This window comes from Runella limosa DSM 17973 (assembly GCF_000482465.1).
Lineage (GTDB): Bacteria > Bacteroidota > Bacteroidia > Cytophagales > Spirosomataceae > Runella > Runella limosa.
Map to the genome: position 1 here is coordinate 266,586 of NZ_KI519427.1, position 21,215 is coordinate 287,800.

Below are 21,215 nucleotides of genomic sequence, written 5' to 3' on the forward strand. Positions count from 1 at the left end.
AAAGTAAATGCGCGCTAAAAAGAAATGCACGCCGAATAACTCAGCGTGCATTTGAGATTTTTGCCTGGCTATGCGTCAGACGACAGTCAGACGCAAATAAATACTCACTATTAGGCCAGCTGTCGGTTTGACTATTACTATTACTTCAGCTGGACTATCGGTCTGACTATCGTCTGACCTTTAGCTGAGACGAGCCAATGCTTCTTGAATGGTGGCAATTTTTGCTTCGGCATCGGCTAGTTTTTGGCGTTCTTTGTCAACGATGTCGGCTTTGGCATTTTGTACAAAACGTTCGTTAGAAAGTTTCGCTTCTACCGATTTTTTGAAACCAAGCGTATATTCGAGTTCCTTCTGAAGATTTTCGCGTTCGGCTTCTACGTCAAGTTCGCCTTCCAAGTTGACAAAAAACTCGTCGGCTTTTACCAAGAACGACATACCTTCTGCTTTGCCCGTAGTGTAACTGATGTCCGAAATGTTCGCTAACTTCACAAGCAGGCTTTCAAACGGTTGATAAAGTGCTTGATTTTCAGTTTTGATGGTCAACGGAAGCTCTGTTTTTGGGCTGATGTTTTTGGTGCTACGTAGGTTTCGAACGTTGGTAACAATCTCAAAGAAAATCTCAAAATTAGCCAGCATCGTTGCATCAAACGGCGCAACTTTGGGGAATTCGGCTACGCAAAGGCTTTCTTTTTCGCCACGAGGACTGATGTCTTGCCAAATTTCTTCCGTAATAAATGGCATGAACGGATGCGTCAGCGCCATCAATTTATCAAAAAATCCAATGGTTGCCTCAAACGTGGCTTGGTCGATGGGTTGTTCAAAACCTGGCTTAATCATTTCGAGATACTGTGAGCAGAAGTCGTCCCAAATGAGTTTATAAATCACATTGAGGGCATCTGACAAGCGGTATTTACTGAACAAATCGTGTACTTCGGCGATGGTTTGGTTCAGTTTTGCCTCAAACCACGCAATAGGGAGGGCCGCTACTTGACCGCCTTCATTGGAAGAAGGGGTAACTGTCCATCCTTTCACCAAACGGAAGGCATTCCAAATTTTGTTACAGAAATTACGGCCTTGCTCGCATAGTTTTTCGTCAAAAAGAAGGTCATTACCCGCAGGAGAACTAAACAACATTCCTGTACGTACGCCATCGGCTCCGTAAATATTAATTAAGTCCAAAGGGTCGGGAGAGTTTCCTAACGATTTAGACATTTTACGGCCTTTGGCATCACGAACAATCCCTGTTAAATATACATTACGGAATGGTAACTCACCTTTAAATTCATACCCAGCAATGATCATTCGTGCTACCCAGAAGAACAAAATCTCGGGTGCTGTCACGAGGTCGTTGGTAGGGTAGTAGTAGTTAATGTCTTCGTTGTTAGGGTCTTTCAATCCATCGAAAACCGTAATTGGCCACAACCACGAGCTAAACCACGTATCTACCACGTCGGGGTCTTGGGTCAAATCTTCTTCCGTAAGCGCAAATAACTGATACTCATGTTGGGCTTTACGGAGCGCTTCGCGTTTTGTTTTGGCCACAATGACTGTTCCGTCTTGCAAGTAGTAGGCGGGTATTTGCTGACCCCACCACAATTGGCGACTAATGTTCCAGTCGCGAACGTTCTCCATCCAAACACGATAGGTGTTTTTAAATTTAGGTGGAACCAACTGAATGTTGTCGTTCATCACGTTTTCAAGGGCAGGCTGGCAAAGTTCTTTCATCTTTACAAACCATTGCAACGACAAACGTGGTTCAATAACAGCATTGGTACGTTCTGAATGTCCTACGTTACTTTTATAGTCTTCTATTTTTTCAATGAAGCCCGCTTCATCAAGAAGTTTGATGATTTTTTTGCGTGCAATAAAACGGTCTTCGCCTACCAAAATTTGGGCTTTTTCATTGAGTGTACCGTCTTCGTTCAAAATATCAATGATGGGTAAGTTGTGTTTTAGTCCCAATTCATAGTCATTTTGGTCGTGAGCGGGAGTTACTTTTAAGCCACCTGTTCCAAAATCCATCGTAACGTACTCGTCGGTGATGATTGGAATTTCGCGGTTAATGAGCGGAATCAACGCTTTTTTGCCATGTAAATGCTTATAACGCTCATCGTCGGGGTGAACACAAATGGCTGAATCCGCCATGATGGTTTCAGGACGAACTGTTGCGATAATAATGTATTCATCATCGACACCCGCAGTGCCCCCATCGGGGGTTTGGGGGCTGATTTTATATTTCAAATAACACAATTTGGTCATTACCTCCTTGGTCAATACCTCTTCGTCTGATACAGTTGTTTTGGCTTGCGGGTCCCAGTTAACCATGCGGTGGCCACGATAAATGTATCCTTTATTATGCAGGTCGATAAACGTATCAATAACGGCATCGTACAAAGAGGGCTCCATCGTAAAACGCGTACGGTCCCAATCGCATGATGCACCCAATTTTCGCAATTGTTGGAGGATGATGCCACCGTACTTGTGCGTCCATTCCCACGCATATTCGTAAAATTGGTCGCGGGTTAAGTCGCGTTTTTGAATCCCTTTCTCTTTGAGCATGGCTACCACTTTGGCTTCGGTCGCAATCGAAGCGTGGTCGGTGCCTGGTACCCAGCATGCCTCTTTTCCTTCCATACGCGCTTTACGGATGAGCACATCCTGAATGGTATTGTTGAGCATGTGCCCCATGTGTAAGACTCCCGTCACGTTTGGTGGAGGGATGACGATGGTATAAGGCTCTTTGTCAGGATTGGGCTTGGAATTGAAATAGCGATTTTCAATCCAGTAGCTGTACCATTTGTCTTCGATGTCGCGCGGATTGTAGGTTTTTGAAATCATGTTTGTTGGTTTATAAGTAACCCCACTTAAATCGTTCTTAAAAAAGGGAGATTTTAGTAATGATAATAGTTAATTTGAAAGCGTTTCAATTGTAGTTAATGGAAGTCCCGTTGCCGTGGCTATTTGCTCATTGGAAAGGCCAAGGTTTTTGAGGTGTCATTCTAATTTTTTTGCAAAAGTACGGAAAAATCCCCTTATCCCTGCCAGCGCCTTAAACGTGGGCGTACGAATAAATGCAGGTTTTAGTGGTATTCATTCTAAAACACATAGAGCACATTAGGATGAACACATAGTAAACATAGAACATAGCTTTGTTTTCTATGTGAAAACTCTATGTGGACTATGTGTTCAATTTCGCCTAGTCGCCTGCAAAGTTTGGTGCACCAACAAACGCTGACAGGGTGCTTTTTTAATCTTCTCGGCCTTCTTTTCGGTTAGCGTCGGCCATTCGGACGATTTTAGGACTGAATTTAGCCAAAACTTTCACCAAGTCTTGCTGGGCCGCAATCACCGTTTCGATGTTTTTATAGACCATCGGTGCTTCGTCTAAGTCCCCGCCAATCAATTGGATATGGGTCTCCTCCAAAATCTTATTGAGTTGATGACGAGTGATATTTTCAAACGCCTTGGTACGAGACATGACGCGTCCTGCTCCGTGAGAGGCTGAGTTGAGAGCGGTGTCGTTCCCCTTTCCACGTACAACAAATCCTGGCTGCGTCATTGAACCTGGAATAATTCCGAGGTCGTTGGGGCCTGCGGGTGTGGCTCCTTTTCGGTGAACCATCACCTCTTCTCCGTTGGAAAGGGTTTCTTTCCAAGCAAAATTATGGTGGTTTTCGACCATTTTTAGGGGCTTTTCTCGCAATTCACGTGCGATTTTTGCATGAATTTCGTGGTGATTGGCCGAGGCATATTCGCCCGCCAAATTCATGGCAATCCAGTACTCTTGTCCCTCTTCGGTATTTAAGTCGAGCCACGCCAAATGCGCTGCTGGTTTGGGTAAACGTGTTTTTTGCATGGCGAGTTTGGAGTAGTAATTTGCAACTGTTCCCCCAAAACCTCGCGAACCCGAGTGCGATAACAAAGCTAAATAATTGCCAACGGGTAGGCCGAGGAGGTCGTCTTGTTCAAAGACTTCCACAACGCCCCATTCGACAAAGTGGTTGCCCGTACCTGACGTCCCCAACTGACGGTACGCTTTGTCTTTTAGGCCGCGGATAATTTTGGTCGCTCGCCATTCGGGCAAGTCCATCACGCTTTCGTCAAATTTTTTACTCGTTTCTCCCCCCATTCCGAATTTGGTATTTTCGACCAACGTTCGTTTTAATAAATGAGGTTCTCGCTTAAAAAAATCAGCAGGTAAGTCGAAAATCGACATACACATTCGGCAGGCAATGTCCACCCCAACGGCGTACGGAATGACCGTTTCTGGGTGGGTGGCCAAAACGCCGCCAATCGGCAAACCGTAGCCTTGGTGGGCATCGGGCATAAGCGCCCCCGCGATAGAAATCGGCAGACTCGTCGCCGTTTTCATTTGGTCTAATGCCCCTTGTTCGATATGCTCTCGTCCAAAAATGGCGTAAGGCAACGGCCCATCACGCAACGTATAATCAACGGTTTGGTGTTTTTCGCTACTACTCAATACAAATTCGGGCTCAGGCGGGGGTAAAAACGACTTTCCCGTTTCCGACAGCGGAATGAAAATCTTTTCCTTTTGCAAGCCGTAAATAGCTTGAGCTAAGTTGGTTACTTTGTTTTTGGAGTAGGCAAACTTTTTGGGATTTTCGAGCATTCGCGCAAAAAGTTCGAGTACCTTTTCTTTAGGATATTCAGCGCGTTGGTGAAGCCCGTTGGCAACTCGCAAAAACGTAGTATGTAATGAGGCTGGAATATCAGCCAGCACTAAGATTTCTTCGATGGTGAATAAACTGTTCATCTGAATAGTTTGTGAAAATTTGAAACTTGTTGGGCCAGTCATTCCAAACAGGAGAAGGTAAATTGTTAAGAGAAAATGGCACAAAAAAAGCCCGACTGGGAAGAGTCGGGCGGGGTATGTTAAAGGAGGAAATTCGCTCTAAAACACATACTTGCCGACTCGCATAGCATCACAGACGCAGACGTCTGCGAACTGGCCAATTGCTATATTTTGCGAATACCGTAGCATAGTTGTGTTTGTTTTAATTTGTGCCACAAAATTAGAAAAAACAAAATTGTATTTTCCAATGATTTGTTAGATTTATTTTTTGTAAAAATTTCTTACTTTTTGTAACTATCAGATAATCAGAGATTTTGTAGATTTCTGAGATGGGTGTCAGCTTGCTCCAAAATGGCTTGTTTTTCGGCATTAGACATTTTATTGAGCAGTTGATACATCATTCCAATCCTTGGATTTTTTTCTAATAAAGCTCGATTGTGTTCGTAAAAATGCCAATAAAGGCTGTTGAATGGGCAAGCTTTCGCTCCTAGTTTTGCCTTTTTATCGTAGGAGCAAGACGCACAGTAATTGCTCATTTTGTCGATGTAATTGGCGGAAGAAACGTAAGGTTTCGAGCCCACAAGTCCCCCGTCAGCATATTGGCTCATGCCTCGGGTATTGGTGATTTCGACCCATTCGATGGCGTCGATGTAAATACCCAAGTACCACTGATCTACTTCGTCGGGATGGATGCCTGCTAAAAGTGCAAAATTACCCGTAATCATTAGTCGCTGGATGTGGTGCGCATAGGAGAATTTGAGACTTTGTCCAATTGCGTGTTTGAGACAATTCATCTTTGTTTCACCCGTCCAAAACCAATCGGGAAGTGAACGTTCGTACCCAAAAAAATTAAGTTGCTGATAATCGGGCATTTTGGCCCAATAAATCCCGCGCATGTATTCGCGCCATCCCAAAATTTGCCGCACAAACCCTTCACATTGCTCAATACTTACGCGTTCGGGATATTTTTTCCAATACTCAACCGCCGCATTGACGACTTCACGGGGACTGAGCATTTTGGTATTGAGTGAAAACGAAAGTTTGGAATGAAACAACGTCCAGTGACCCGTATGCATCGCATCTTGGTAGCGGCCAAAATGAGCAAACAAGTGCCTGAGAAAAAAGTCCAGCACTTCTAATGACTGCTTTCGCGAGGTGGGCCAAGGAAAGCGGTCGGCGAGGGGAGTACCCAAATACCGAACTCCTGCACGGTCAATTTCCTCCAAAATATCCCGATAATCGTGCGAAAACTCATGACTAGGTACCTGCGATGGATTCCCTTTAAACGCTTTTCGATTGCTACTATCGAAATTCCAGCGTCCTCCAGCGGGTTCGGAGCCTTCCATCAAAACACCGTGTTTTTTGCGCATGGTTCGGTAAAAACTTTCCATAAGGTAGGTCTTTTTTGAACCAAAAAGCTGGGCTATTTCCTCGCGGGTCGTGTAAAAATGCTCCGTGTCATAGACTTTGCTTTGAATGCTAAGTTGTTGACAGTAAGTAGTTAGCTGCTGGTCGAGGCGGTATTCGTCGGGAAGTTGATATTCAAAACATTCTATGTTGTTTTGTTCAATGAACCAATCAAGGTTTTGGGTCAAACTTTGAGTATTGTTAGGGTCATTGATGCGAAGATGAACGACACGGTGCCCCCGTTTTTGTAGGTAAGCTGCAAAATTGTACATGGCCGCAAAAAAGCCAATGACTTTCTGGACGTGATGCACCACATAATCGGTTTCTTGTCTCAGTTCCATCAATACATACAGCGTGTCGACGGAGGGCTGGTTGTACCAACTGTGCTGATAATTGAGCTGGTCACCTAAAATAAGTCTAAGGGTTTTCAATGGCTTTCTTGTTTCGTTCATTTCGGCAGCGGTCACTACAGTACTTGACCTCTTCCCATACTTTTTCCCATTTTTTTCGCCAAGTAAAAGGGCGACCGCACACGAGGCAGATTTTGGAGGGTAGGTGTTGTTTTTTCAAGGTAAAAGTCTTTTAAACCATCAACTAGCCCTTTCAAAAAATGTTTGAATGAAATGGGTGGATACGTTGCTGGTGGGTTGATTATCAGCGCATTGAGTGGTTTGTTTTTTTGCGTCGGAGAAGCAATGCCTTATTTGCCCCAAATGGTACTTTGGGGCAAGCTCGCTGCAATTCTTTATTTTCCCCAGGCCAAGCTGGGTTAAAAGAACCCCAAAAAAGAACGGCAGGAGGAAAACCCCTGCCGTTGCTTTGATCAATTAGACCGTAAGAACTTACTTTACCCACATTATACTTTCTCTCTTACGATAATAAGTCTATCGAATTCTTGTGTTAGGTTAGATGATATTTTTTATACGCAAACACTTAAAAAAACCGACGCTCAACAAACGGACGTCGGTTTTATTTCTTTCAACTATTCTTACTGTATAAGAAAACCATTACACCACAAATGTACGGTGGCAATGCTTAAAAAGTCATTAAGAACTTACTAAATTGTCGTTAGTTTTTGAATAAGGAAGCACGATGGTAAAAATGGTCGTACGGGTAGCTTGGTCGGAGGACACATGAAGCCAGCTTTCGTGCAATTTTATGATACGTTCTACCAACGATAGACCTACCCCGTAGCCTTTGATGTGTGAGGCACCGTCTCGTCGATAAAAAGGTCGAAAAATAAGCTTCATTTCTTCAGAGGCGATTGTCTCACCTGTATTTTGAAACTCCAATTGAATACCTTCTTTGGTAAAAAATACGTGTACATTGACGTGGGAATTGTCCGAAAATTTACAGCCATTTTCCATCAAATTCACAAAGGCAGTTTTGAGTAGATGCGGGTTGCCGTTGACCAATAACTGGTTTTCGCTACTGATATCTTCGTCAAATTGCACCGTAATCAGGTAGTTGGGCTCGGCCGACAACAAGAGACTACGCGCATCCCAAAGCACTTCATCTATGCGAACTTCTCCGTAGAATATACGTTGAGATTCATCATTGACTTTGGCTAGGTCGAGCAGGGTTTCGGCAAGGTGACTAAGTTCTCGGATGTCTTGTCGAACAGAAACAATAAGTGATTGATAATCAACAGTACTTCTCTCCTTGAGCATCGCTACATCAAGCTGGGTTCCCATGCGCATAAGCGGGTTCTTTAGCTCATGAGATACGTTCGAAATAAAAAGATTTTGGAGCCTAAATGCTTCGGACAAACGGCCTAATAAATCGTTGAAGGTGAGGGTTAGTTGCCCAATTTCATCTTGCGGATTTTCGACCGTGAGGGGTTGGTCAAGTTGCTTGGGAAATAGCTGTTTTACTTGGTTGATAATACGCGTAATGGGCGACATAGCCCTTCCTGAAAAGTACCATCCTGCAAAACCAAAAAGAATAACTTCGAGCAAATAAAGCCACACCAAGATTTGGCGAAGACTCTCTAAATTTTCCCTGCCCCACAAATCTTCTGCTCCAATGACGGTTGTTACGCCGCCGTACGAATCGGCAAAAAAAAGGCCCAGTGCTAATTGGTGATTGAGGGTAAGTCGAACTTTTTTCTCCTGACGAATACGGTTTAATAATTCAGGGGTAATTTGGTAGGTAATCGTGTCGTTGTTGGTATAAATTTCTTGGTTTTTGGCGTTGTAAACGACTAACTTTTCGTTAATAAATACATCGTAATTTGACTTGTCAATAATTCTGAGTAAGTCAGAGCTCACTTCATTGACCTTCATTAAAAGTTCGGTCGTTGTTTGCGCTTTTTTTTCTAAGCGGTCAAAAAATTCTTCTTCTACGTATTCGACTCTTAAAAGATAAATAGTTAGGAAGGTAATGAGTAAAATACTTGATACCAGTACCGTGAACTGAACGGTAAGTCGTGTCCTGATGTTCATTATTGGTCAAGTTTTAAAACATAGCCAACGCCGTAAACAGTGTGAATAAGTTTTTCCGAAAAATCTTTGTCAACTTTTTTTCGGAGCAATGTGATATACACCTCTATGACGTTGGTGCCTGTATCGAACCGAATGTCCCAAATTTTCTCAGCAATATCAACTTTCGTCAAAACCCGCCCCGTGTTTTTGAGTAAATATTCAAGCAAGGAGAATTCTTTGGCCGTGAGGTCGATACGTTTTCCTTGTCTTTTGACAATTCGGGTGTCGATATTCATTTCTAAATCGTGGTAGGAAAGGGAAGTGGAAGAGGTAATGGGAAACGAATCGGAAGTGCGGTTGAGTAAAGCACGAACGCGGGCCAATAATTCCGAAAAATCGAAGGGTTTTACCAAATAATCATCGGCACCTGCGTCAAAACCCATTAATTTTTCTTCGATTGCGCCCAAAGCAGTAAGCATCACAACTGGGGTACGAATGCCTTCTTGGCGAAGTAGCTTGCAAAATTCAACGCCGTTGAGCTCGGGCACGATGACATCCGTAATGATGAGGTCATAGCTTGACCGCTTGGCTAAAAGGTGGCCGATTTTGCCGTCGTAAGCAATATCAACTTCATAGCCATTTTCTTCTAGTCCCTGACGGATAGATTGTACCGTTTTTACATCATCTTCAACAACTAATAGCTTCATATACAGTTGAATGGGTGGTGAATTAGGCTGCAATTAAACAAAGAATGCTTAAAAAGTCATTAAATGACCACTTGACCTTCGGAGGGCTCACCAATAATTTGGTGTTGGTGATGGACAAAACGATAGCCCGAAAGCCACGCAAGCAGCGAGTCAAACTGATGTTGGTGGCGTGGATATTCCTTAAAAAGTACGCTTGGATACTTGGACGTGAGCAAATCGCAAAGATTTGGGAAGTCAATTCTAGATAATTTTTTGTGGTATAGATTTTTTAATTCGAGTTGAGCAAGGGCTTTTGGATATACTTCATATACCGAAAGAGCATGGTTTGTAGTAAGCGTTTGCTGTAGTTCCATCGCCCTTGCCGTGAGGCCGCCCAAAAACATCGGAGACATGGCTTTGAGGGCTATATCGCACTGGCGATAATGGAAATTGGTGCAGCCTTGTTGCCGCGTATAGACTCCTGGCAATGAGAGTGGCGCGTCGATAAATACGTGTTGAATGGAGGATGATTGAGGCTGTTCAATAAAGCGTATGATAAACGCATCGGCATCGCGGCGGTCGGCATCGTAAAACTGAAGTACCTGACCATTGTGGTGACAAATGACAGTATTGCCCGAAGTTTTTGAGCCGTAATCAATTCCAATCCAGTGAGTTAATGTCATCGTTTTGAAACTTTGTTAAGACTAATGCTACGCTGACGAGAACAATGGAAGCGGTCTATTTCGTCGGTGCGTAAGGATTGATGTTTGGTGCTGCGGCCGTTCATTCGTTTTCGCCACATTTCAAAACTACTGCGTTTCATGTGGTTACGCATGGTTGCAATCACTTCTTTTTCTTTCAGTCCAAACTGTGCTTCGATGGCTTCAAAAGGGGTTCGGTCTTCCCATGCCATCTGAATGATTCTATCAATATCTTGTTCGGTCAACATGCTTTTTTGGAAAATAGCGAGTGAGGTTATACAAAATGAAAACATAGTTTATGGATATTTTGTTTGAAAAAGCCGTCGTTGCGAGCCGTTATTAGTATAGCTCGTTACTGGAATTTTGGCACGCTTGTTGAGGACACGCTAGGCACAGTTCGAAAAGTTGTAATCGAAAGCCAAAGCAGTCGAATGAAACATTATTTCTATAAAGCAATTGCATTGATAGTTTGTTGGTTAGCTCTTTCAGTTAAAGGGTCTTATGCGCAACTCGTAAATAGCTTCACGAGCGAAAGCCCCGCCATCACTTGCCAACCCAACGGAGCGGAAACCGTCGTCACCATTACCAATGGGAATACAGCCCTGACCAACGCGACCATTACGATTCAGTTGGGCGTGGGCATTCAAATGATTCCAGCCTCCACGCAGTCCTTGCAAGGCCCTGCGGTGGTCGGAACGGCAGTGAATCTAAATGCCCCCAACTTTACGGTAGCTTCTTGGCCTGCGAATACGACGTTAAAATTTTCGTTTCGCAAAAAAGCAATTTGTGCGGCGCGAGCTCAAAAAATCAGCGGCGGTGGTTTCCAAGACGTGATTTCTATCAAAAATAGTAGCGGAACGACCCTCTCCATTTTAGGAACAAAAACGGTCAACTATGACGTGATTTATGCGTCATTGAGTATCACTTCGGCAAGTACTTCGCCCGTTTCGATTAATCCTGGACAAACCGCCACCCGTAGTATGACCATCAGCAACGGCTCATTTGGGCTGTTAGAGGAGTTTCTTTTTGCCGATATTACCAGCGCGGGCAAGTTCACTTACAGCGATTTTCGCATCAATCCCGCCAATACCAACATCAGTATTCCCGTGTCGGCCATCAGCACCTCGGGCGATTCGGTAAAAGTAGCTTTCAACAAGGCGTTGATTAAATTTATTGGAGATGGTGATGAAGCGTTTGAATTGAATGAAAATTTTGTTTTACAATATAAAATCACCGTAAATCCTTGCTGCCCAGCAAGTACTGTGACGTCGAAGCTGATTGCGCAATGGGGCTGCGATGGGCAAATTTGCCAAACAGCCACGGACAATACCCCCTCAATTTCGGTAACAAGTGTGCAGCCTACGCTCACTTTTTCGACCCGAACGACCACACCGCGCTGTTTTGATACGCCAGCCAAACAAACCATTGTGGTGGCCAATACAACGGCCTATGCCGCCACCAACGTGAAAGTGCAGTTTGGAACGGTAAACAGTACGCCCAACTTTGACAACACCCAGCAACTGTATTTAGCAGGGCCGTATTCGTACCGAATCAAAAATTTTGGAACACCCCAAACGACGACGCCTACCCAATTAGCCACCACAACCAATGCCTGCGCGCCCGCTAATTCCCCGTCACGAATGGAAGTCACCATTCCGACAATAGCACCTGGCGATACGGCTTTTATTGATTTTTATACCGTTTCTTGTTGTATTGCTACTTGTAACGCCGCTTATACGCCTCGCCGTTGGGGCTATTCGGGTACTTACAGTGGGGCTTGTGCGACCACAACTTACACCCGCACGATTCAGTCGGGACAAAGCGAAAGTTATACTGCCAATACTTTTACGTTAGATTCGCCTTTGCAAATCTATGATGGTCAGACGTTTACGATGGAGGTGCTTTCAAACAGTAGTAGTATTCCTTCAAACTACAACACCGCACCTGCCTATTTGGAATATAAATACACGATTCCCGACGGATTTTTGTTTTCGGGAAATGCTGCCGACTTTTCGTTCATTGATGCAGGAGGGGTGACCCGAACTCCCAACTTTTTCAATTATACCGCGGGCGTGCTTACGGTGCGTTTCAATGCCCCCATTAGTTTTAGCCAAACCCGCGCAAGGGCGCTTCTAAAACTCACCGCTAAATGTGGCACGGCAGGAAATAAAACGATAAGTTTTCAATCTCAATTTATAACTGACCCGAGCTGTACAACGGGCTGTGGAGCTTTGCCGCCGCAGTGTTCGAGCATTGTCACTGAATTATTGTGCCCAGGAGGAACTTGTACGCACGGAATGAACTGGGCTTTGTACGACATTCGACGCATAACAACGGGCAGCCCTGATAATAATAACGACAGCAGCCCCGATGCCACAGGAAACCTTGATTTGGCTAAGTTAGACCGTTTTGTGGTTGGTGATACCCTTCGTGCCATCTACGCTGGAAGAGTTAAAACTTCGGCAACCATTCCTAGTTTTACCTATGGATATGCCACGGCTTCCATCACCAACGCCGACGAAATAGCCGACGCGCGTTATACCGTCCAAATTATACGAGGGGCTAATTCTTATACCTGTACGAACCTCTCAGCAACGGTGACAGGTACGACAACCAAGGTATTTACCTACGATTTCAGCACGACAACCTTGATTTCAAGGTCATGTTTGCCCGCAGGTTTTACGTTTGCCAATGGTGATTCGGTGGTGGTAACGGCCAAGTACATTGCTAATAACCTCACGGCCAATTCGTCAGTAGAGGAAGTGTTGGACATTACACCTGAGTTCTATGTTGCCAACGTTGTGGCGCCAACTGCTGCCCAAAAGTACCAATGTGGAACGCGTAAAGGACGCGTAAGACACTTTGATATTTTTAACAGTACCACTACTTCAAACACCAATTTAAACGGGTGCGGCAGTTTTACGTTGGTCAATAACTTCAATTTTAGCGTTGGAACTTCTACCAGCACTACCGCAGGCGCTAACATTTTTACCAACGAATACCGTATTTTCCAAGTACCTGCTCTTTCCAAAACGCTGGCTTCGCCTGCCACTTATACCATTAATAAAGTCGATATATCGTTGACTCGCTCGGTAGGGTATAACACAACGACGACCAGCATTACCATCCCAAGTTCGTATTATTTCTATTCGGGAGATACCCTGATTGTCAATCTTCAACAGCTTTTTGTGAACGGGCTTTTGCCTTATCCCGAAGAAGGCTACGCTTTCCGCGAAACCCTCACGCTTACGCCCATTGGGGCGGCAGGTTACGTCAATTCGTCCAGCTCAATTCGGACTTTTACACAATACCGAAATCTGCCACCACTCTCTGCTTTGACGGGGGCGACCATCAACAGTACTAACTTGAGTAGTACGGTAAGCTACAATGCGCCTGTCTTAAAAATAAGTACTTCACAGCCTACAGTCAACGCTACGTCGAGTTCGGTGTCGTGGGATGTGGTGGTGAGCAATACCTCTACCTTGGCCGATGCGCCGTTTCCGTGGCTGACTGTTAAGAGCAAAAACGGGACATTTGTTTTGACCCAAGTACAAGACATTACGGGTACGGCGGTTAATATTGCTCCCAATGCGGGCGGAATTTACCAAGGAAGCTCAACCATATCGAGGAATGCAAGTAGGCGGTACCGTATCACGGGGACTACCAACTTTTGCGGAAGAGATACCATTCAAGTTTTTACAAGTTGGTCATGCTTAGGGCTTTCCAGCGGTTCTACCTTGGCTACTGTTCCTTATATTTCAGACTCATTATCGCTTTATTACGAGGTAAAACCTTCTCAGATTTCGGCCACCATTACCAAAGCCGCTGGGCCTTTCGACATGTGCCAGCCGTTTGAAGTAGAGGTGCGCATTGTGTCGGGGCAGCCTACTTCGGTCAATAGCATTTTGGCTAACCTTGAGTTGCCGACCAACAACGGAAAGATTGGGCTGGATTATATTGCGGGTTCAGGCACGATTGAGTACCCCAAAGGAACAACAAAACGTGTTTTCAGCGCGGCAGGAGATAACTTGATAATTGCAGCCCAAAACGCCCTAAATTCGACCTTGCCGTTTGATTTGGGTGTTATTGATCCCACCAATTTTGGTACAGGAAAAAGCCTGTCGGGGGTTGGTTCTGCGCCCAACAACGAAGCTGTCATTCGCTTTAAACTTCAACCTAATTGTGATTTATTATCTGGACAACCCTTTGGATTGCGGGTGTATGGCAAAGACCCTTGCGCGAATCCAGCACTGGGAAATTCAGAATATGTTCAAGGGTTTGCAGTGAATATTCGGGGAGCCAATACGCCTTATAAAACGCAGGTAAGCCTCTCATTGCCTTCCATTAATGCCTGTGCCAATGTCAATTATCCGATTGGGGTAAGCGTCTTAAATTTGGGTTTGTCAGCCACCAACGACAGTGGTTTGGTGGAAGTTCAGCTTCCTGTGGGTTATTTGCCCGTAGCGGGTTCTGTGGTATGTAGTTCAAGTTTTTGTCCGCCCAATTTGAATACTTACACGGTGGTAAATTTGCCCAACGGTGGTAAATCACTGACGTGGCGCGTGGCGGCTGGAATGCCCATCGGAGGCGCTATGAATTTTACGTTCCAAGTCCAGGTCAATGCTGCGACTTCTTGTACAACCGATCAAGTGGTTGCCCAAACTTCCTTGCCTTTTGATGTATTTTGTGGAACTACCCTTTGTCCCGATTTTAGGGTATTGACGGGGCTTATTTCGGATACTATTTCGGTTAAAAAGGCCAATTTTACCTACGTTTCTCACAGTATTGCTTTTACTTGTAGTAGTGCAACGGGGCAATTTAAGTTTAAAAATACGGGAGCACCTGTAGCTGCTGGAAATGCTACAACCGTTGAACTTTACCAAGACAAGGACAAGAGCGGCACTTATACTACAGGTGACGTATTGCTTCAAACCTATTCGACAACGCAGGCCATTGCCACCAACGAAACCATCACTTTAAGCGGCGCTATTCCTTATTCGGAACCGATTCCGTGTCCGTTGGTGGTGTTGGTCAAAGGCTGTGCCTGTACGACTTATCAAAAGAATTTGGGAGGTGATTTTAAATACGAAAACGCGGGCGTCGATGCCACCACCTGTAGCAACGCTCCCGCCCAACTAGGTTGTAGCGCAGGCTTGGCAGGTTATACGTACGAGTGGACACCCGTGGGTGCGGCATTGTTGAGTGAATTAAGCAGTACGACCGTGGCCAACCCAACGGTAACGGTGGTCAACAACGGTACGACGCCCATCATTCGCAAATATTTACTAAGCACCACCCATGCCAGCGGTTGCGTGACGACCGATGAGGTACAAATCACCATCAACCCAGCGCCCGTTGCCTACGACGCTACGCTCGAAAAGTGCGATGACGGAGACGGTCGCGTTGATTTTACTTTGACCAATGCCAACGCCATGGTAACAGGCGGGCAAGCCAATATGCAGGTAACTTACTTTGCGACTCGGGCTAATGCCGCCGCCAACGTAAGTCCTTTGGGAAGTACGCGTTCAGCGGTGAATGGAGATTCGGTTTTTGTGCGCGTTTCAAGACTCAATGAAAACTGTTTCAGCGTCGGGAAAGTCACGTTGGTGGTCAATCCCTTACCTGCTGCTTCGGCAGTGGCGACCAATGCTACTTGTTTTGGAACCGCTACGGGAAGTGTTAATTTGACGCCAACGGGAGGAACGCCCAATTATACTTTCCTTTGGTCAAACGGGGCTACTTCAGAGGATATTAGTAACGTTGCCGCAGGAAATTATTCGGTAACCGTGACAGATGCCAAAGGATGTGCCGCCACGGCTTCTGCTGTGGTAGGGCAGCCTGCTCAGTTGACAGCTTTGATAGCTCGAACTCCCATTACGTGCAATGGTTTAACGAACGGTAGCCTCAATTTGACAGTAACGGGCGGAACACCAAATTATACATTTGTGTGGTCAAATGGCGCAACAACTGAAGATGTATCTAGTTTATCTACAGGTATTTATAGTGTTACAGTGCGCGATGCCAACGGATGTACGGTGACCCAAAGCGATACCATTACGCAGCCAACCGTTTTGCAATTGTCAACTACGCAAGTGAATGTAAAATGCAACGGTGCCACAACGGGACAAATTGATCTGACCGTCACGGGAGGAACCGCACTTTATACCTACCAATGGAACAATGGCGCGACAACCCAAGACGTAACAGGTTTGACGGCAGCTACTTATACTGTAACCGTAACCGATAAAAATGGCTGCCAAAAATCGACCCAAGTAACCATCACGCAACCGCCAGCCTTGGTAAGTAGCAAGGCAGTGACAAACGTAAATTGTTATAACGAAAACACGGGAGCGATTGACCTGACCGTTACGGGAGGTACAGAACCTTACACCTACGTATGGGATTCGGGGCAAACCTCACAAGACATCATAAGCCTGAAAGCAGGTACTTACCGAGTGACCATTACGGACGTCAATGGATGCGTAAAACGTGATTCGGCCACCGTGACTCAAGCGCCTTCGTTCTTTATTTTTGGTAGCCAAACCAACGTAAAATGTTTTGGTGAAGCCACGGGTTCGATTACTTTAGATGCCGTTGACGGCGCAACTCCTCCTTATACCTATTCGTGGAGTAATGGGGCTACAACGCGTAATTTGACTAATTTGGCAGCGGGAGAATACACCGTTACAGTAACCGACGCCAATGGTTGTACTGTCAAAGGAAGTAACCAAATAAGTCAGCCTGCGGAGTTGGTGGTAGGGGTCAATTCCAATGACGTTACTTGTCCGAATGGCTCTTCTGGTACGCTCATTTCGTCGGTTTCGGGTGGCGTAAAGCCGTATCGTTACGAATGGAAAAACGCCAGTAACGCCGTGATTGCGACCACGCCTAACGTTTATGGCTTGCCCGTTGGAAGCTATACCCTCACGGTAATTGATTCAAATAACTGTGTAAAGCAAACAGCATCAACGACCATCAGCCAACCACCATCTTTATCAGCCCAATACGAAACTATCCCTGTGTCGTGTTCCAATGGGAACAACGGAGCCATCACTGTCAATGCCAGTGGTGGAACGGGTGTGCTTACTTATACGTGGTCAGATGGAGGAACAGGGGCAACCCGTACAGGCTTAGTGGCTGGAAAATACTCCGTAGAAATTTCGGATGCCAATGGCTGTAAAATTACAGTATCGGACATTGAAATTACCCAACCTTCGGTGCTTGCGGCGTCAGGCGTTGGCATTGCCACCAAGTGTTATCAAGGTGCTGATGGACGCATTGACTTGACGGTCACGGGAGGAACGCAACCTTATACTTTTGGCTGGTCAAATGGTAGCAGCATCGAAGACCCGCAAAACTTAGCTGCGGGTACATATAACGTGACGGTGCAAGATAACAAAGGCTGTACCGTGACGACTTCGGTGACAGTTTCGGAACCTACGCCTTTGAACGTGACAATTGTTCCCCAAAATGCCACCTGTGCTGGAAGCAGTACGGGACAAGCTAATTTAACAGTGACGGGAGGAACGGGGCCTTATACTTATTTGTGGTCAACCAATGCTACCACCGAAGACGTAACGGGTCTAGCAGCGGGCGTTTATACCGTAAATATAACCGATGCCAATGGCTGTAAAACCAATGGACAAACGACCATTGCGCAACCTGATTCCCTCAAAGCGTGGGCTACGACCCAACGCGTAAGCTGCTACAATGGCAATGATGGCAAGGTGGACTTGACCGTTCAGGGGGGAACTTCATCATATACCTATCTTTGGTCATCGGGGGCGACGTCGCAAGACTTGACGGGCGTAAACGCAGGTTTGTATTCGGTGGTGGTGAAAGATGCCAACCAATGCGAAACCACGTTGTCGGTAACGGTGACTCAGCCTGATTCGCTGCACCTTTCGTTTACCAAAACCGATGCCCAGTGCCGCAGTAAAAACGACGGAAAAATTTCAGTTTCGGTGACGGGCGGCGTAGCACCGTATCAATACGCGTGGTCAAACGGCGCGACAACAGCCCAACTTCAAAACTTGGAGGCAGGTTCTTATACCGTTACTGTCACAGATTCCAATCTTTGCCAAAAACAACTGACCATTACCATCGCCGAACCTGATTCGTTAAAAATTGAAACCCTTTTGACGGCCGTAAAATGTTACGGAGGAACCGATGGTAAAATCGACGTCAGTGTATTCGGAGGAACGCAACCATACACCTACGCGTGGTCAAATGGCGCAACTTCTCAGGATATTTTGGCCACCAAAGCAGGAAATTATACCGTGACCGTCACCGACGCCCAAGGTTGCGAAAAAGGAGTAAATGTAACCCTGACGCAGCCCGATTCGTTGCATATTTCGGCAGTGGTGCAGAACGTTCATTGTAAAAATGGTACCGATGGTAAAATCAATTTGACCGTTACGGGAGGCACTACTCCTTACCAATACACTTGGTCAAATGGGAAAACCACCAAAGACATTGAATCGCTGGCCGTAGGGACTTATTCAGTCACGGTGCAAGATGCCAACGGTTGTAGCGCCGTTTTCCAAACAACTTTAACCGAACCTGATTCTTTGATAGTCACTTACCAAGCCGCACCAATTTTATGCAAAGGCGCTACCACCGAGGTCAACGTAAGTGTGCGCGGCGGAAAATCGCCATACACCTACCAATGGGGGAACGGTATGACGGTGGAAGACTTGCTTGCAGCCAAGGCAGGAACGTATTCGCTGACGGTAACGGACTCGAATTTGTGCGTCAGAACGTTGGCGTTTGTCCTCACCGAACCCGACTCGCTCAAATTATCGGCTACTGCCCAAAGTGTAAACTGCAAAGGTGGGGCAACAGGAAGTATTGATTTATTAGTAACGGGTGGCACGATGCCTTACAGTTATGAATGGTCGAATGGTGCTGTGATTCAAGACCTTGCCAACCTCAGCGCGGGCTCCTATAAAGTAAAAGTGAAAGATGCCAACGGTTGTTCTGATAGCCTGACAGTGGTCGTTTCGGAACCAGACCCGTTGAAAGCGACTTATGCTTCTAACGATGTAAAATGCAAAAGCGATAACACAGGTCGCATCGACGTTACGGTGACTGGCGGGACGGAACCGTACAGTTATGCTTGGTCAAACGGCGCCGTGAGCCAAGACGTGACGGGGCTTTCAGGAGGCGTTTATACCTTGATTATTACTGATACAAATGGTTGTACTACCGACCTTCGCGTGGTAATTGGCGAGCCTGATTCGTTGAAACTTACCCTTTCTCCCGAAAACGTGACGTGTAAAGGACTAAGCTCGGGGACGATTTTATCGACAGTTTCGGGCGGGACAAAACCTTATAAATATTCGTGGTCAAACGGTTCTACTTTGCCTAACGTCTATGGACTGCCCGCAGGAACTTATACGTTGACGGTCGTGGACAGTAATTTGTGCGTAGTATCAGCGTCCGCAACGCTGGCTGAACCTGCCGAATTAGCTCCTAACGCCGAAATCAAGCACGTATCGTGTTTTGGCGGAAACGACGGTAGCATTGATTTTAATGTTCAAGGCGGAACGGGCGTTTATACCTATTCGTGGTCAAACGGCGCGACGACCCAAGACATTGCGAACCTGAAAGCAGGTGTATATCGCCTGACGGTGAAAGACGAAAACAATTGCTCGATTGACATTGATTTCACCATCACCCAACCCAATAACCCACTTTCGTTGACCTTAACACCTACTGCACCTACCTGCCACGATGGCGAAAATGGTAAAGTAACTTTGACAATTGCGGGTGGAATGACGCCTTACAAGGTACGCTGGTCAAACGGCGCTGAAACGCAGGATATTGCTGATTTAAAGAGCGGTTGGTACAAAGTAGTGGTTTCGGATGCCAACGGATGTACGACCACCGACAGTGTTCAACTGGCAAATCCTGCTTTGTTGTCGTTGGTGGCCAAGGGCGATACCGTTTGCGAAGGTGATACCGTGAAACTTTCGGCTACTTATGACCCAACGGCACAAATTAGCTGGACGGGGCCTGTAGGATATGCTTCGGGTAATCCTAACCCGATGATTATCAATTCGCAATTGTACCAAGCAGGAACTTACGTAGCAACCGTGACCAAAGGGGAATGTTTCCGCACTGATACGGTTCAGGTGGTGATCCACCAGCGCCCGTCGGTGATGGTGATTTACGCGGGATGTATTCCTGATTCGTACGAAATTCGGGTGCAGGTTTCTCCTAATACGCAGTTCTCGTCCGACGAAGGAACAGTTACCTATGAAGGCGACAACAAGTACTACATTCGTAACATTCCAAATAATAAAATAGCCACGTTCACGGCCACCAATCAGGCAGGATGTTCGATGTCTCAGAAAGTTGACCGTACCATTTGCGACGCCAACCAGCCAAGCCCATGTACCAACAATCCTGCGGGACCTAACGCGGTTATTTGTGAGCCAACGGAAACACACCAATTGCCCAAACCGACCAATAGCCGTTATTGGATTGCGTCGGCATCGAATCCAAGTTCGGCCTTTGCAGATACCACGGGCTTAGTGACGGGTATGACCTCCAATGGCCAATACCGTTTTATCTTGGTTTCTCCGTTGGATAACTGTACCGATACGGTAAGCATCACACGCAATGCTTTACCGACGTATCAGTTGGTAGTTTCCTCGCCTCAATGTGCGGGCGACAGCGTGGCGGAGAAAGGGTTTATTCAGTTGAAAAATTTTGCAGCTACTTCGTCGTACGGGTTGACGGTTGGCAATGTATATGATGTTAACCAGACTCCTACGCCAATTCCTGTCGATGGTTTGGTGTTGAAAAATGCGGGCAGTGCCACCACGGATATCACCTATACGCTAAGGGTTTATTCAGAAACGGGATGTTTTGTGGAAGAAAAGATTGTATTAAAAAAAGCACCCGAACCGTTGGTGTTGATATTGACCCCGCAGGCGGTGAATTGTACGACCCCTCAATCTGGAGCCGTCAACCTAGAAGTATCGGGCGGTACATCTCCTTACAGTTATGTATGGTCAAACGGTGCGACGACGCAAGATTTGGTTTCTATAGCGAAAGGAAAATACAAAGTAACAGTGACTGATGCCAACGGCTGTGTAGGGAAAGATAGCGTTGAGGTAACTGGTCCAACGTTGCCGACGGTGGTTGCCAAAGGAGATACCGTTTGTGTGGGTGAAAC

Annotated in this window: 9 protein-coding genes; 1 reads left to right on the forward strand and 8 read right to left on the reverse strand. The window is 45.9% G+C overall.

Features of this window, described 5'->3' with window-relative positions; translation table 11 throughout:
* Positions 1-180 precede the first annotated feature (180 nt).
* The 8 genes from K339_RS0127360 to K339_RS0127400 all read right to left on the reverse strand — a co-directional run bounded on the left by K339_RS0127360 (position 181) and on the right by K339_RS0127400 (position 10,278).
* Positions 181-2,838 carry a valine--tRNA ligase gene (locus K339_RS0127360; protein WP_028526451.1) on the reverse strand — a complete coding sequence of 886 codons (2,658 nt, stop codon included), beginning with the start codon at positions 2,836-2,838 and terminating at the stop codon, positions 181-183.
* A gap of 409 nt (positions 2,839-3,247) precedes the next feature.
* Positions 3,248-4,774: an RtcB family protein gene (locus K339_RS0127365; protein WP_028526452.1), complete on the reverse strand. Its 1,527-nt coding sequence runs from the start codon at positions 4,772-4,774 to the stop codon at positions 3,248-3,250.
* Positions 4,775-5,118: 344 nt separating this feature from the next.
* Positions 5,119-6,672, reverse strand: a complete 1,554-nt coding sequence (locus K339_RS0127370; RefSeq protein WP_037302052.1) for a cryptochrome/photolyase family protein — start codon at positions 6,670-6,672, stop codon at positions 5,119-5,121.
* The gene (locus tag K339_RS36800; protein ID WP_084332331.1) at positions 6,638-6,790 is read right to left on the reverse strand and encodes a DUF2256 domain-containing protein; all 153 of its coding nucleotides are present in this window, start codon (positions 6,788-6,790) and stop codon (positions 6,638-6,640) included. The genes K339_RS0127370 and K339_RS36800 overlap by 35 nt, the downstream gene beginning before the upstream one ends.
* A gap of 476 nt (positions 6,791-7,266) precedes the next feature.
* Positions 7,267-8,664, reverse strand: a complete 1,398-nt coding sequence (locus tag K339_RS35020; RefSeq protein ID WP_051398290.1) for a sensor histidine kinase — start codon at positions 8,662-8,664, stop codon at positions 7,267-7,269.
* Positions 8,664-9,350, reverse strand: a complete 687-nt coding sequence (locus K339_RS0127390; protein WP_028526454.1) for a response regulator — start codon at positions 9,348-9,350, stop codon at positions 8,664-8,666. The genes K339_RS35020 and K339_RS0127390 overlap by 1 nt, the downstream gene beginning before the upstream one ends.
* A 59-nt stretch (positions 9,351-9,409) precedes the next feature.
* Complete coding sequence (locus K339_RS0127395; RefSeq protein ID WP_028526455.1) at positions 9,410-10,012, reverse strand: hypothetical protein; 603 nt, start codon at positions 10,010-10,012, stop codon at positions 9,410-9,412.
* On the reverse strand, positions 10,009-10,278 hold the full coding sequence (locus K339_RS0127400; RefSeq protein WP_037302057.1) for a TIGR03643 family protein: 270 nt from the start codon (positions 10,276-10,278) through the stop codon (positions 10,009-10,011). Before K339_RS0127400 ends, K339_RS0127395 begins: the two co-directional genes overlap by 4 nt.
* Before the next feature lie 183 nt (positions 10,279-10,461).
* Between K339_RS0127400 and K339_RS35025 the strand changes: the two genes are divergently transcribed.
* Positions 10,462-21,215, forward strand: a 10,754-nt coding sequence (locus K339_RS35025; protein ID WP_211243851.1) for a SprB repeat-containing protein, incomplete at its 3' end; no start/stop codon positions are given.